The sequence below is a fragment of the Rhodococcus cercidiphylli genome, assembly GCF_033042225.1.
Classification (GTDB): domain Bacteria; phylum Actinomycetota; class Actinomycetes; order Mycobacteriales; family Mycobacteriaceae; genus Rhodococcoides.
Window position 1 is genome coordinate 116,759 of the sequence record NZ_JAWLKE010000008.1, and the last position, 14,320, is coordinate 131,078.

Sequence of the window (14,320 nt, forward strand, 5' to 3'; positions counted from 1 at the left end):
TACGAACCGACATTTCTGCAGTTGAAGGCCACTGCTGCAACCGCAATAGTGGCGTACCCCATGACCTGCTTGACAAAGTGACCCACTGCACAGTTCAATCAGGACAGGACATTCATGCAGCACTGGTGGACATTCTGAATCCTGCGTCGACGGGCACCGCCGAGTTCTTCGCGACAGAACATTCCGCCGACTCCATCACCCTCATCGCCCGATCAACGGAGAACTCTCGTGACATCACACGGTCAATCGGTTGGGGGACCCGCTCCCTCGACGGGCGTCGGGCCCACTCCCGGGAACGAACGATCGACGGCAGGCGTCCTACGCACGGCTCTGAGCGGCCGAGCCAGGGGTGCCGCCGCCATCGGAATCGCCACTGTCGTGCTGTTCCTGATCAGTGCCGTGCTCGCGCCCCAGAGCGTCAGCGGTGGCGCGATCTCCGCGATGTTGCCCTTCGCGGCCATCCTGGCGGTCGTTGCGATCGGGCAGACCCTGGTCGTACAGCAGGGCGGCATCGATCTGTCGGTACCGGGAGTGTTCTCACTGTCGGTCGTCGTGGTCACCAAGCTCGGGGCCAGCGGCACACCCGGTGCGATCCTCGCGGCGGTCCTCGCTGCACTGGCCATCTCCGCGGGGGCAGGAGCCGTCTCGGGCTTCGTCGTCGCTCGGTTGAACGTCGCTCCGATCGTCGCGACCCTGGGTATGAACGCGCTGCTCATCGGTGCGACCTGGGCGGTGTCCGAGGGCGCTGCGCGCCGCACCCCGACCGGACTGTCCGACGTCATCGGCTCGACGATCCTCGGAGTTCCGGTCACCGTCGTCGTCGCGGTCGTCCTGACGATAATCGTCGGGGTCGTCGTTCGGCTCACCCCCTCCGGCCGCATCTTCGAAGCCGTCGGTGCCAACCCGCGGGTTGCGGTCGCGGCAGGTATCGCGCCGCTGCGCTACACCCTGAGCGCGTATTCCGTTGCCGCCCTGCTGTATGCCGTCGCCGGCGTGATGTTGACGGGCATCGTCAACACACCGGGAATCAGCGAGGGCAACACCTATCTTCTGCCGTCGGTCGCAGCCGTGGTCCTCGGCGGCACGTCGTTGCTCGGCGGTAAGGGCAGCGTGCTGGCGTCGTTGATCGCCGCAGTGTTCTTCACCCAGGTTGACCGTCTGGCCTCGACTCTGGGGCTCGCGTACGGCTGGCAGATTCTCATCCAGGCTCTCGCACTCGGTCTCGGTGTGGCATTCCACAGTGGGTTCAGGCCGGGCGCGCGGCTTCGGTCGGGCCCGAAACGCCACGCGCCGGCCGCCGAGGAGCCGCGGGCATCGGTCGAGGTCCCATGACCCCGCGCATCCGACACCTGCCCCGGCACGACATTCGTCATTCCCCTGCGACTCGAGGACTCCATCGATGAAGCTCACGACCTACACCCTGCGGATGCTGACCCTGCTGCCCGTTGCCGCCCTGGTGGCGGGCTGCTCGGTGGGCGGTTTCGAGACCGTGTCCAGCAGCGAGCCGCGTCCGGATTGGTGCGGACCCACCCCGGCGGTCATCGGATTCGCCGACGGAAACGGCGGAAACAGTTGGAAGAGAACCAATTTCGCCGAGCTCAGCGACGAGCTGGCCAAGTGCTCGTCGGTGACGGACCTCATCACCACCGATGCCCAGGGAGACACTCAGAAGGCAATCGCCGACATCAAGAGCCTCGGCGCACAAGGCGTCGACGGGATGATCGTGTTCCCCGAGGCCGGAAAGGCCGTTCTTCCCGCGTTGCGCTACGAGTACAAGGCAGGCGTTGCCGTTGTCCCGTACCGAATATCTCCCGGTGGGGACGAGGGATCGGAATACACCACGTTCGTCGCGGCCGATTTCGCAGCGATCGGCCGGCTCTATGCCGAGTGGCTGGTGAAGTCACTGCCGAACGGTGAAGGCAACGTCCTGTTCCTCGGCGGTCCGCCCGCGAACTCCCAGGATCTCGCCGAATACCAAGGCATGCAGGAAGTTCTGGTCGACCACCCCGGCATCAAGTTGATCGGTGACCAGCCGTTCACGGTCACCAACTGGACTCCCGCCGAGACCCAGCAGGCCACGTCGACCATGCTCTCGCGTTACCCACAGATCGATGCGGTCATGACGGACTTCGCGGCGACCAGCATCATGACGGCATTCCAGCAGGCGGGCCGCCCGTTGCCGCTGATCGCATCGGCGGACTCCAACGGATTGTCCTGCCAGTACGAGCAGTTGAAGGCCACCAACCCGGGGTTCGAGCTGTTCACGGTCACCTCGCAGACGTACATGGTGCGGCTGGCAGTCCAGCACGTGGTCGCCGAGGCCACCGGAGGCACCGCGCCCGATTCGAAGGTCGACGTGCCGGTGGCCTTCGAGGACTCGCTGAGCGGTACGCCGAGCACCCCGATCTGCGATCCGGCTCTTCCCGAGGATGCGCTCCTGTCGAGCGAACTCGATCCACAACGCATCGGAGAGGTGCTCCGATGACACGTCCGATCACACCGCAGCCAGTGCTGTCAGGAGCTTCGATGAACGAGACTTCAACGTCCACAGCCACTCTCACCGAGCCGTACCTCCAGGTCCGCGGTATCGGCATGACCTTCGGCCCGGTCACCGCGCTGGCCGGGGTCGACATCGACATCCGGCCCGGTCAGGTGCATGCACTGCTGGGCGAGAACGGCGCAGGCAAGTCGACGCTGATGTCGATCATCTCCGGAACCCAGACCCCGACGTCGGGATCGGTCGTCGTCGACGGAGTCGAGCGAACCGACCTGACGCCGGCCGACGCACTGGCGCTGGGCATCTCGATCGTCCACCAGACCCCGGCTCTGTTGCCGGACCTGACGGTCACCGAGAACCTCGTGCTCGCCATCCCCCAGAGCATGCGGCCCTCGGTGTTCGAGATGGGCCCGTGGGTGACCGAGAAGCTGGCCGTGGTGGGGTGCACGGTGCACCCGGACACCAAGTGCGGCGACCTTCCCATTGCCGAGCGTCAACTCATCGAGATCGCCAAGGCGCTCGCCACCGACACCAAGGTGCTGATTCTCGACGAGCCGACCGCACCGCTGGTCCAGGACAAGGTCGACCTGCTCTTCGAGCGTGTGCGCCGGTTCGCTGCCGCCGGAGTTGCCGTCGTCTACATCACCCACCGCATCCCCGAGGTTCGGGAACTGGCGGACACGATGACGATTCTTCGTGACGGCCGGGTCCGTGGTTCCTACGACCCGCAGACGCTGACCGACGACGAGATCATCACGCTCATCGCAGGCCGTGACGTCGACGCGGTGTTTCCTCCGAAGGGTGCCGGGCCGACCGCGGAAGGCCTTGTCGTCGAGAACCTGTCGAGCCCGGACTTCGAGAACATCTCGTTCACGGTCGGTGCGGGCGAGATCGTCGGACTTGCCGGTGTCGCGGGCAACGGGCAGGTAGCTCTGCTCAGGGCACTGTCGGGTCTGACCGAATCCACCGGGACCGTGCGCTTGGGCGGTGAGCAGTTGACGCTGAAGTCCTCTGCCGACGCACACCGCGCCGGAATTGCGTTCATGCCGGCCGATCGCGCCGGTGAGGGCGTGCTGCCGGACTTCTCGATCAGGGAGAACTCCGCACTCGGCGCGTTCGGGAGATTCGTCTCGCACGGGATCATCGACAAGAGCCGCGAGAGCCGACTCACGACGGCCATGGCGACGGCACTGACCGTCAAGGCACCGAGCGTCGAGACAGCGGTGGGGAATCTGTCCGGAGGTAATCAGCAGAAAGTGGTGCTGGCTCGCGCACTGATGTCCGAGCCTGCTCTGGTGCTGGCCGAGGAGCCGACGCAGGGCGTCGACGCCGGAGCCCGCGCCGAGATCTATGCGCAGCTGCGTTCGGCGGCAGCGGCGGGGATGGCGATCGTCGTACTGTCCTCCGACGCAGTCGAACTCGAAGGTCTGTGCGACAGGGTTCTCGTCATCTCTCGCGGTGCCGTAGTCGAGTCGCTCAGCGGTGACGCAGTGACCGAACACAACATGATGCAGGCCATGGTCTCGGCCACCGGGCACCGAAGCAGCAGCGCGCCGACGCGTACCGGGGACGTGAGCGCACCGCCGAATCGACTCGTCCGGTCGTTACCCGCGTACACCTTGCTCGGTGCCATCATCGTGTTGTCCTTGATTGCGACCACTCAGAACGCTCGGTTCCTCGGTGAGGCCAACCTCGTGTCGGTTCTGCTCACGACCACCGCGCTGGCGTTCATCGCGCTCGGCCAGATGCTGGTGGTGATGACCGGCGGTATCGATCTGTCGGTCGGCCCGCTCACCGGGCTGGTGCTGGTCATCATCTCGTTCTTCTGGTTCGACGGGGCGTCGGCGGGGAGTTTGCTCGCCGGTGTCGCGGTTGCGGTGGTCGCCGCGGTGGTCGTCGGCGCAATCAACGGCGGTTTGATTCGAGGTCTCGGATTCACCGCGGTCGCAGCGACATTGGTGACCTACATCGGTATTCAGGGAATCTCACTGCTGTTGCGCCCGGAGATCGACGGCTACGTCGACTTCGCGATCCTCGACGTCATCAACTACAGCGTCGGTCCCATTCCCGTCGCCTTCGTCGTCGCTGTTCTCGCCGCCGTCGTGCTCGGTGTCGTCCTGCGCTTCTCTCGTCCCGGAATTGCTCTGCGCGCCTCGGGATCCGACACGGCGATCGCCGAGAAGATGGGCGTGCGCACCGGACTCACCGTCACAGCGGCCTACATCGGCTGCTCGTTGATGACGATGCTCGGCGGCATCATGCTGGTCGGTCAGGTCGGTGTCGGCGACCCGAATCAGGGCATCGGCTTCACCCTCTCGGCGATCACCGCGGTCGTCGTGGCCGGAACGCTGCTGCGCGGTGGTAGCGGTTCACCGATCGCAGTACTGCTCGGAGCGCTGCTCCTCCAGGTGATCCTGGCCCTGGCCAACTTCCTGCGTCTGGACACTGCCTGGCAGTACTGGCTGCAGGGAGCCATCGTCATCGTGGCCGCCGTGTTGTACATCGCTCTGCAACAGCGCAATTCGGGTCACAAGCGCTGACCCGGCCGCTCGTCACATCAACGTTCCACAGAGGAGACACGAGTGAAAGCACTCAGATTCGTCGCAGAGAACCGAGCCGAGGTCGCAGACCTGGACATACCCGCCATAGCGGCGGACGAGGTTCTGATCGCAGCACGATCGGTCGGCGTCTGTCACTCCGACATCGAACTGCTCGAGGGCCGCTACATCATCCCGTTCGAGTACCCCATCATCCCCGGCCACGAGTGGTCCGGTGAGGTGGCGAAAGTTGGCACCGACGTCGACGGTTTCGAGGTGGGAGACCGTGTCGTCGGAGAATGCGTCATCGGCGAGGACCACTTCGGGTTCTCCATCAGCGGGGCAGCGGCGGAGTTCTTCGTCGTCAAACCCGCATGGCTGCACAAGCTTCCCGACGAGGTCTCGTTCACCAGCGGTGCGCTCGTCGAGCCGTTCAGTTGCGGCTACTACGGGCTGATGCGTGCGGGGAACGTCAACGCGAGCGACGTACTCGTCGTACTCGGAGCGGGACCCATCGGGCTCGGCGTGGTCGCCGGTGGTGCCGCGATGGGGGCGACGACCATCGTCGTCGAACCGTCCGAGAGCCGCAGAGAGGCCGCCCTGTCGTTGGGGGCTGCGCACGCGGTGACCCCGGACGAGGTCGAGGATCTACTCCATCGTGAAAGCAACGGCCGTGGTGCCGATGTCGTCGTCGAGGCGACGGGTCGTCCCGAGGTGATGGCCAGCGCACTCGAACTCGCCGGGCACCGCGCACGTGTGGTGTACATCGGCATCGACGTTGGACGGTCGGCACCGGCCAAGCTCGGTCTGATCCAATCCAAGGAACTCGACATTCGCGGCGCGATCGGTTCACCGGGCGTGTGGCCGGCGACGCTGCGGTTCATCGCCAAGAGCGGACTCGATCTCGGTCGACTGGTGACACGCGAAATCGCCGCCGCCGACGCCGTCACGGCTCTCGACGAAGCACAGAAGCCGGCCGAGAACATCAAGGTGCACATCACTTTCGATGCCACTCTCTGACCTTCTGCACCTACGACACCGAGGAATTTTCATGACTCGTCTGGCCGACAAAGTTGCCATCGTCACCGGATCCGGAAACGGGATGGGCCGCGCGATGGCGACGCTGTTCGCAGCGAACGGGGCTGCGGTCGCAGTCACCGACGTCTCGGAGCAGGACGGAGCCGAGACCGTTCGACTGATCGAAGAAGCCGGCGGCCGAGCGTCGTTCTGGCACGTGGACGTCAGCGACGAAGCCGAGGTGTCCTCGGTGTTCGAGCAGGTGTCCGCGACGTTCGGGAAGATCGACATTCTCGTCAACAACGCCGGTATCGCCGGAGTGGACAAGCCGACCGACGAAGTCACCGAAGCGGAATGGGACGCGGTGTTCGCGGTCGATGTCAAGGGTGTCTTCTTCTGCACCAAACACGTCATCGGGCACCTGCGCGCCAACGGCGGCGGGAGCATCGTCAACATCTCGTCGATCTACGGACTCGTCGGGTCGCACGAGATGGCCCCGTATCACGCGGCCAAGGGTGCGGTGACGATCATGACGAAGAAGGACGCTGCGACCTACGGACGAGACAGGATTCGGGTCAACTCGGTCCATCCCGGAACCATCCTGACTCCGTTCGTGCGTGAACTGGCCGAGCGGAGCGAGGGTGGGCTCCGCGGCTACCTCGACATCATGGAACCGAAGCACCCGATCGGTCATGTCGGTGAGCCGGAGGACGTGGCCAACGCGGTGCTGTTCCTGGCCAGCGACGAGGCCCGCTTCGTTCACGGTGCCGCGCTGGTGGTCGACGGCGGCTACACCGCAGTGTGAGACCGAGTTACTTCTGACGCCCGACCACGAACCATACGGCGATGCAGGTCTCGTCGTGGGGATTGCTCAATCGGTGCGGAATGGAGGAGTCGAAATGCAGGCTGTCTCCGGGGCCGAGCACCTGCCGCGCGAAGGCGACCTGGATCTCGAGCCGGCCGGAGAGGATGTGGATGTATTCCTTGCCGCCGTGGTTCATCAGATTGTCTGCGGGGCAGGACTCGGTTCCGGCGGGGTAGGTGACGCGGAGGAACTCCACCTCGGGATCGTCGTCCGGAGTCAGTCGTTCCCAGCGGACGCCGCCGAGGTACAACTCGGGGCGTTCGTCGGCGCGCTGAAGTCCCGGAAGCGATCCCACCTCGGGGAGTGGCAGCACCGAGGACGGACGCCCGCTGCCGGCTGCGTGCGCAACTTCCGTGTGCTCGGCGAGCTTCGGCCGGGCCGGCGGTGGTGGGGATTCGAGGTCACGGGGTGCAACATCCTCGGCCATCAGCGAATCGAGCGAGAGCCCGAGTTCGGTGACCATGGCGTACAGCGTGCCGACCGAGGGTGCCGTGCGACCCAGCTCGACCTGAGAAATGAAGCTGGGGGACAGGTGAACTCGACGGGCCATCTCACGCAGAGACATGTTCGCCTTCTCGCGCGCACCCCGTAGGCGCAGGCCCATCTGTGCGTTCATCTGAACGGCTGTCTCGGTCGTGTCGACCCCGACGCTCTCTTCGGTCATCTTCTCTGTCGCCTCCCACTCTGCAACGAACGTCTCCCCCTGACACTGGGTGTACGCACCCACTGGACGGACCGTAGTGCATCGATTGTCTCATTGGTCGGCCATTCCGCTGTTCGGTGCTCTTCCATAGCATTTCGTGTCGGAAACGCTATGCACTGAACATGTGCAGTGTTACTCTACACTCAGGTTAGTAGCGCACATCACAGTCTATTTTCGTCCAGGAGGAATCGTGCCCGACACCATGCATGCCGCCGTGTACTACGGCGCGCACGACATTCGCGTCGAGGAGGTTCCGGTTCCCCGACCCGCGCCGGGCGAGGCGCTCGTACGCGTCCTACGCTCGGGTATCTGCGGTACCGACGCCTCGGAGTGGGTCGCGGGACCCAAGACCTTCCCGGTTCTGCACCGCCACCCCAACAGTGGGCACCAGGGGCCGTTGATCCTCGGTCACGAATTCGTCGGAGAGGTCGTGGAAGCGGACCCCGATTCCGAGTTCACGGCCGGAGATCTGGTTGCCACCGGAGCCGGAATCTGGTGTGGCACATGCCGACGCTGCAAGGAAGGCCGCACCAACCAGTGCGCGACCTACACGACCCTGGGACTCAACGTCGACGGCGGCATGGCCGAGTACGCGCGTGTTCCTTCGAAGACACTCCGACGGTTGCCGGTGGGATTGTCCGTCGACCACGCCGGCCTCGCCCAGCCGTTGGCGGTCGGCATTCACGCGGCGCGGCGTTCGAGTGCCCGCGACGGTGACAACGTCGTGGTCATCGGAGCCGGAGCCATCGGCTCGTTCGTCCTCGCCGGCCTGAAGCACCTGGCTGATGTCGACGTCACCGTGGTCGACTTTCCGGGGAAGCGGCTCGATCGTGCGACGCGCCTCGGAGCGCGTCGCACGCTGACTCCGTCCGAGGACCTCGGCGCAGAGATCATCGAGGCACTGGGCGGAAAGAAGCCCGACGTCGTCATCGAAGCGAGTGGAGCACCCGGCCAATTGGTGTCGGCGCTGACCATGGTCGCCGATGGCGGCCGCGTACTCGCAGTAGGAATTCCCAAAGAGAAACCGGAGCTGGATGTGCATTCGCTCGTCTTTCGAGAGATCACTCTCGAAACCACCCTCGCGCACGTGTGCGACACCGATCTGCCTGCCGCACTGGACATTCTGAACAGCGGTCCGCTCGGCTCGGAGCTGGCCGAAGCGCCGGTAGGACTGGCGGATCTGCCGGCAGCGCTGGACCGGCTCTCGACCGGCAAGGTCGAGGGCAAAGTCCTCATCGATCCGGCCATCCGATGAGCGCGCCCAGCAAGGCGGCGCTCGTCATCGGGGCCACCGGCATTGCCGGCCAGACCATTTCGCGTCAGCTCGTCGACGCAGGGTGGACCACCTACGGTCTGGCCCGCGGCACGACCAATCCGGTCGAGGGCGTGGTGCCGGTCTCGGCGAATCTGCTCGATCCGGAGTCGCTTGCCGCCGCACTCGAGGGCGTCGACCCGGAGATCGTGTTCATCACGGCCTGGATGAAGCAGGACTCGGAGGCCGAGAACATCGAGGTCAACGGAGCCATCGTCCGCAACGTCCTCGGTGCCTTGAAGGGCAAGTCCGCGCTGCGTCACGTCGCGCTGATGACCGGCCTCAAGCACTACCTCGGCCCGTTCGACGATTACGCGACCGGTGTGATGGCCGAAACCCCGTTCCACGAGAGCGAACCCAGGCTGCCGAACCCGAACTTCTACTACACCCAAGAGGACGAGCTGTTCGCAGCGTCGGAAAAACAGGGGTTCACCTGGAGTGTGCACCGAGCACACACCGTCTTCGGCTACGCGGTGGGGAACGCGATGAACATGGCGCTGACCCTCGGCGTGTACGCCGAGATCTGCCGCGAAACCGGTGCGCCGTTCGTGTTCCCCGGCTCGGATACCCAGTGGAACGGCTTGACCGACATCACCGATGCGGACTTATTGGCCGAGCAGATGATCTGGGCTGCAACACATGTCGAGGGCGAGAACGAAGCCTTCAACATCGCGAACGGTGATGTGTTCCGATGGCGCTGGATGTGGCCGCAGATCGCGGAGGCGTTCGGCGTCGAACCCGTCGGATTCGCCGATGCCCCGAAGCCGCTGGACGAGCGAATGGGTGACGCCGCGAAGGTCTGGTCCGAGATCGCTGCGAAGCACGATCTGGTCGAAGCAGATGTCGATCGCCTTGCGTCCTGGTGGCATACGGACGGCGACCTGGGCCGCGACATCGAGTGCCTGACCGATATGACCAAGAGCCGCAAGGCCGGCTTCCTCGGATTCCGGTCCACGTTCGACAGCTTCCTGGACAAGATCGAGAGCTACCGCGCCGCCGGAGTGCTACCGAGGAGAGACCGATGAGCGAACAGTCCTCATTCAGCGGCAAGGGTGCAATCGTCACCGGTGCCGGCAGCGGTATCGGACGGGCGGTGGCGCATCGCCTGGCCGCCGCGGGTGCCCGGGTGCTCGCCGTCGACATGAACATGGCCGCCGCAGAGCGGACCGCGTCGGAGTCTCAGGGCGAGATCCATCCCTTCGCCGCCGACGTCTCCGTGCACGATCAGGTGAAAGCGTATGCCGACGCCGCGACGTCGCTGATCGGTGAACCTCGACTGTTCTTCAACAACGCCGGAGTCGAGGGAGTGCACAAGTCCATCGTCGACACCACCGAGAGCGAGTGGCGATCGGTGATCGATGTGAACCTCAACGGCATGTTCTTCGGACTCAAGAACGTACTGCCGCTGCTGCGTCGGTCCGGTGGCGGAGCCGTGGTCAATACCGGTTCGATTCTCAGCCTCAAGGGCGCACCGGATCGCTCCGACTACGTGGTGACCAAGCATGCAGTCCTCGGCCTGACCCGAAGCGCCGCAGCAGAATCCGCCGCCCACGGCATCCGCGTCAACTGCATCTGCCCGGGACCGGTCGACACACCGTTGATGTCGAGGTCCGAGAGTCTGGTCAACCCGGACGACCCGAACTTCGAGCGAGACCGGTTCATCGAGGGCACTCCGCTGCGACGCTATGGATCCCCCGAGGAGATCGCCGAGCTGGTGCTCTTCCTTCTACGCGAGGACGTCGGCTATCAGACCGGCTCCGCGGTCACCATCGACGGCGGAATCACCGCGGTCTGACGCAGGATCACCCCCTTCACACAGGTCATCAACTTCAGGAGAAAGCTATGCGCGCCGCGGTATTTCACGACCGACACGACGTACGGGTGGAAGATGTTCCGGCCCCGAAGATCGGCCCGGGCGAGGTTCTGCTTCGACCGTTCTTCTGCGGCATCTGCGGAACGGATCTGCACGAGTACGCCTTCGGCCCCATCGTCATCCCGACCGAACCCCACGCACTCACCGGTGCGAAAGCCCCGCAGGTGTTCGGCCACGAGTTCTCTGCTCGCGTCGTCGAGATCGGCTCGGATGTCGACTCGGTCTCGGTCGGCGACCGGGTGTCGGTGATGCCGCTCATCACCTGCGGCAAGTGCTACTACTGCCGTCGTGGGCTGAACCACCTCTGTGTCGTCATGGCCTGCACGGGCTTGAGCTGGGGCGGCGGCGGAATCTCGGAACTGGTTGCCGTGCAGGAACAACAGGTGTCGGTGCTACCGGACAGCGTCAGTGATGTGCAGGGCGCGCTCATCGAGCCGGCGGCGGTGGCGGCGTATGGCGTCGACTGCACCGGATTGCGGGCAGGCGACACCATTCTCATCACCGGTGCGGGACCGATCGGGGCACTGTCCGCTCTGTACGCACACGCGTCGGGAGCATCACGGATCATCGTCTCGGAGCCGAACGAGAAGCGACGCAAGCTGATCGAGGCCTTCGGAATCGCAGAGGTTCTGGACCCGACGCAGCAGGACATCCCGGCTGCCGTCCGCGCGCTGACCGGGGGCATCGGTGTCGACGCTGCTGCGGAATGCTCCGGTCATCAACTCGGCCTGACGGCAGCGCTCGAGAGCGTTCGTTCCGGCGGAACCGTCGCGCAGGTCGGTCTGCACGTCAAGCCGGCGACCATCGATCCGATGGCGATGGCGAACAAGGACCTGACGTTGGTGGGTACCTGGTGCTATCCGGTGTACGACTGGCCGCGGATCATCGCCCTGGTCGCATCGGGACGTTACCCGGTGGAAAAGGTGGTCTCGGAGATCATCGACGTCGAGAACATCGTCGTCGACGGGTTCGACAGGCTTCTCGATCCCCACGGTGACGCACAGAAGCTGCTGGTGCGAGTCGGCGGCGCAACAACTCCCTGATCGCCACGGCACTACACGCACTGCACGGTTCCGCCCCACGCTAGGAGAAGAAATGCACATCGGATTTGCCGGAGTCGGCCGCATGGGTACCCACATGGTTCGCCGCTTTCTCGAGGCAGGCCACACGGTCACCGCGTACGACCTGTATCTGACGGCGGACACAGCGCCTGCCGGACTGGTCGATCTCGGAATGACGATCACCACGACGCCTGCTGATCTGGCCGCAGCCGAGGTCTCTTTCAGTATGTTGCCCGACGCGGCTGCAACCGAGGAGGTGCTGTTCGGTGCGCACGGTATCGCCACGGCCGGGGCGACGGAGCACCTCCATGTGGTGATGGGAACCGTCGGACCGACCGCCGTACGCGAATTTGCCGAGCGGGCAGCAGGTTCGGGCACCACGGTGGTGGACGCACCAGTATCGGGCAGCGTGAGCCTGGCCGAGACCGGACAGATCACCACCATGGTCGGGTGCGACGACAGTCAATTCGCCTATCTGACGCCGATTCTGGAGGCTGTGACGCGCGCTCAGTTCCACACCGGCCCGGCCGGTACCGCCTCGGTGGCCAAGCTCGCGGTCAATTCGGTTCTGGCAGCACTGAATCAGGCCGTTGCCGAAGCGCTGATCCTGGGCGAATCCGCAGGCTTGGCCCCGTCTGCCCTGTACGAGGTATTGGGTTCGAGTGCCGTGGCTGCTCCGTACGTGGGCTACAAGAAGGAACATTTTCTCGATCCGGCCGCAGCGGGGGTGGCATTTCCGTTGTCGCTGTTGCACAAGGACGTGGGCCTCGGGCTCGCCTTGGCCCGCGACCATGCACTCGAGCTGCCGCAGGCCACGACCGTCGGCGATGTACTCGACCGGGCGCTGGAATCCGGACTCGGAGCGAAGGACATGGCGGCGGTACTCGAATTTCTGACGCCGTCCGACTCGAAGGGCTGACCGAGGCTCGCTGCTCAGTTCGACGTGGCTTGCTGCATCGACAGCACGAATCCGTGTCCGCCGCCCGCGTCGCAGATCATCGCTTCGACGCGGGAGAAGCACGTGAACCCGTTGAAGGTGATGGATGTGTTGTATTCCAACGGTTGTGCGTTCTCGACTCCGAATTCACCTTGGTTGAAGCACGTCGGCGTCACCTTCCCCGGAGTCATGTAGAAGCCCTTGCCGAGTTGGTCGATGGTGAACGACGGGGTGACGCAGTTCGCGCCGTCGGGTATCGGAGCATCTGCTGCTTGGCAGCCGGACGAGAATTCACTGTCGCCGATCTTGCAATAGATGTTGCCCGACGGCGACTTCCAGCCCACCTGATTGCCGTACGCGCTGTATCGGGCAGGGTCGACGGGGGTGATGGGTGCGGTGTTGTTCGCGGGATCGGCAGCGGTCGGGTTCGATTCGGTCGCCTGTGGCGCTTGTGTCGCACCTTCCGCGTCGCCATCGTTGGACTCGGTCGGCGCGGCGATGGTCACCTGCGGAGGCGCGGGTATCTGTGCGGCAACGCTGGTCGAGGGGGCGGGAGCGGCGGCCGGGGCATCCTGATTTCCGCATGCCGTCAGTACAACCGTCGCCAGTACTGCGGCGAGCGCGAATCTGCGGATCATCGTGAACTCCTTCATCAGAATGCGAGGTTGACGTCGCGGGAGATCATGAAGCCCCGGTCGCCGTCGTAGCAGGTGATGCCGGCCTCGGTGGAGCGACAGAAGGTGCCCATCACTCCGATGACCTGGCCGTATTCCAAGACTCGAGGGCGTTCAGGTCCGCCGACGAAGATGCCCTGATTGGTGCAGATCTGTTCGACGGTTCCGTCTTGGTTGATCTTCACCCCGTAGGTGTTGTTCTCGATGTTGAGGCACTCGCGGCCGGTGTTGCCCGGCACCGAGTAACGGACCTGGCAACCCACGATGGTCCCGGGCGCATTGGAGGAATTGAATCCGCAGAACACGTTCCGGCTGGGTGACTGGAAGAAGTACTGTCCTCCAGCTTGCTCGAAGTTGCGTGTATCGACGTTGACATCGTCGCGGCTCGGGGCGGGCGGTACGGCTGGTGTGCCCGCGGCGGTGGGAATTGCTTGTACTGGGGTGACTATGTCGGGAGCCTGTCCGATTCCGCCTGAACCGTTACCACCGTCGGAGTCGGAGTATCCGTTTGCCGACGGAGCAGCCGCTGCGCTGGTGGCCGGGGTGGGTTGGTTGATTCCAGATTCGTCGGAACCGCAGGCCGTGGCTGCGAGAGCGGTAACGGCGATCAGTGCGCATGTGGCCACGATTGTGCGGACTTGCCTCATTCGATGGTCCTCACCGGTGGCTGCGGAGTGCGTCACCTCTGATCATTGAATCGAACGGGCCAAGTGGTCTGTTAACGTCTTTCGTGTCACGACCCAGTCACGAATCGGTATCCGAGCGGTCCTTTTGTCGCTGTGGCTGCGAGGGTGGGTCGAGTAAAGACTCAAGAACCACTTGATGTTTCAGGTTCAACCTGGGG

Annotated in this window: 13 protein-coding genes; 10 read left to right on the top strand and 3 right to left on the bottom strand. The window is 64.6% G+C overall.

Translation table 11 applies throughout. The features are described 5' to 3' along the window. The first annotated feature begins 228 nt into the window (after nt 1-228). The 5 genes from R3P95_RS20850 (at nt 229) to R3P95_RS20870 (ending at nt 6,856) form a co-directional block, all read left to right on the top strand. Nucleotides 229-1,332, top strand: coding sequence for an ABC transporter permease (locus tag R3P95_RS20850; RefSeq protein WP_317549336.1), 1,104 nt, complete (start codon nt 229-231; stop codon nt 1,330-1,332). A gap of 67 nt (nt 1,333-1,399) precedes the next feature. Next, nucleotides 1,400-2,485 (top strand): ABC transporter substrate-binding protein, encoded by a 1,086-nt coding sequence (locus R3P95_RS20855; RefSeq protein WP_300514971.1) that lies wholly within the window; start codon nt 1,400-1,402, stop codon nt 2,483-2,485. 41 nt (nt 2,486-2,526) lie between these two features. Beyond that, complete coding sequence (locus R3P95_RS20860) at nt 2,527-5,037, top strand: ATP-binding cassette domain-containing protein (protein ID WP_317549337.1); 2,511 nt, start codon at nt 2,527-2,529, stop codon at nt 5,035-5,037. A 42-nt stretch (nt 5,038-5,079) separates the two neighbouring features. Further along, the gene (locus R3P95_RS20865; protein WP_317549338.1) at nt 5,080-6,054 is read left to right on the top strand and encodes a zinc-dependent alcohol dehydrogenase; all 975 of its coding nucleotides are present in this window, start codon (nt 5,080-5,082) and stop codon (nt 6,052-6,054) included. Nucleotides 6,055-6,085: 31 nt separating this feature from the next. After that, entirely contained in the window at nt 6,086-6,856 is a 771-nt protein-coding gene (locus tag R3P95_RS20870; RefSeq protein ID WP_317549339.1) for an SDR family NAD(P)-dependent oxidoreductase, read from the top strand. Nucleotides 6,857-6,863: 7 nt separating this feature from the next. Here the strand turns inward: R3P95_RS20870 and R3P95_RS20875 are convergent, their stop codons facing one another. Then, nucleotides 6,864-7,580, bottom strand: a complete 717-nt coding sequence (locus R3P95_RS20875; RefSeq protein WP_317549340.1) for a helix-turn-helix domain-containing protein — start codon at nt 7,578-7,580, stop codon at nt 6,864-6,866. A gap of 229 nt (nt 7,581-7,809) precedes the next feature. On the opposite strand from R3P95_RS20875, the gene R3P95_RS20880 reads away from it, so the two are divergent. Genes R3P95_RS20880 through R3P95_RS20900 form a run of 5 tightly spaced genes read left to right on the top strand, consistent with a single transcriptional unit; the run spans nt 7,810 to nt 12,784 of the window. Beyond that, complete coding sequence (locus R3P95_RS20880; protein ID WP_317549341.1) at nt 7,810-8,874, top strand: zinc-dependent alcohol dehydrogenase; 1,065 nt, start codon at nt 7,810-7,812, stop codon at nt 8,872-8,874. Next, a complete protein-coding gene (locus R3P95_RS20885; RefSeq protein WP_317549342.1) occupies nt 8,871-9,956 on the top strand; it encodes an SDR family oxidoreductase in 1,086 nt (361 codons plus the stop codon). The genes R3P95_RS20880 and R3P95_RS20885 overlap by 4 nt, the downstream gene beginning before the upstream one ends. Next, on the top strand, nt 9,953-10,726 hold the full coding sequence (locus R3P95_RS20890) for an SDR family NAD(P)-dependent oxidoreductase (protein WP_317549343.1): 774 nt from the start codon (nt 9,953-9,955) through the stop codon (nt 10,724-10,726). Before R3P95_RS20885 ends, R3P95_RS20890 begins: the two co-directional genes overlap by 4 nt. Before the next feature lie 47 nt (nt 10,727-10,773). Then, a complete protein-coding gene (locus R3P95_RS20895) occupies nt 10,774-11,847 on the top strand; it encodes a 2,3-butanediol dehydrogenase (protein WP_317549344.1) in 1,074 nt (357 codons plus the stop codon). A 52-nt stretch (nt 11,848-11,899) separates the two neighbouring features. Next, the gene (locus R3P95_RS20900) at nt 11,900-12,784 is read left to right on the top strand and encodes an NAD(P)-dependent oxidoreductase (RefSeq protein ID WP_317549345.1); all 885 of its coding nucleotides are present in this window, start codon (nt 11,900-11,902) and stop codon (nt 12,782-12,784) included. Nucleotides 12,785-12,798: 14 nt separating this feature from the next. On the opposite strand, the gene R3P95_RS20905 is transcribed toward R3P95_RS20900, so the two are convergent. Beyond that, nucleotides 12,799-13,440: a hypothetical protein gene (locus tag R3P95_RS20905; protein ID WP_317549346.1), complete on the bottom strand. Its 642-nt coding sequence runs from the start codon at nt 13,438-13,440 to the stop codon at nt 12,799-12,801. A gap of 14 nt (nt 13,441-13,454) precedes the next feature. Continuing rightward, nucleotides 13,455-14,123, bottom strand: coding sequence for a hypothetical protein (locus R3P95_RS20910; RefSeq protein ID WP_317549347.1), 669 nt, complete (start codon nt 14,121-14,123; stop codon nt 13,455-13,457). Between the last annotated feature and the right edge of the window lie 197 nt (nt 14,124-14,320).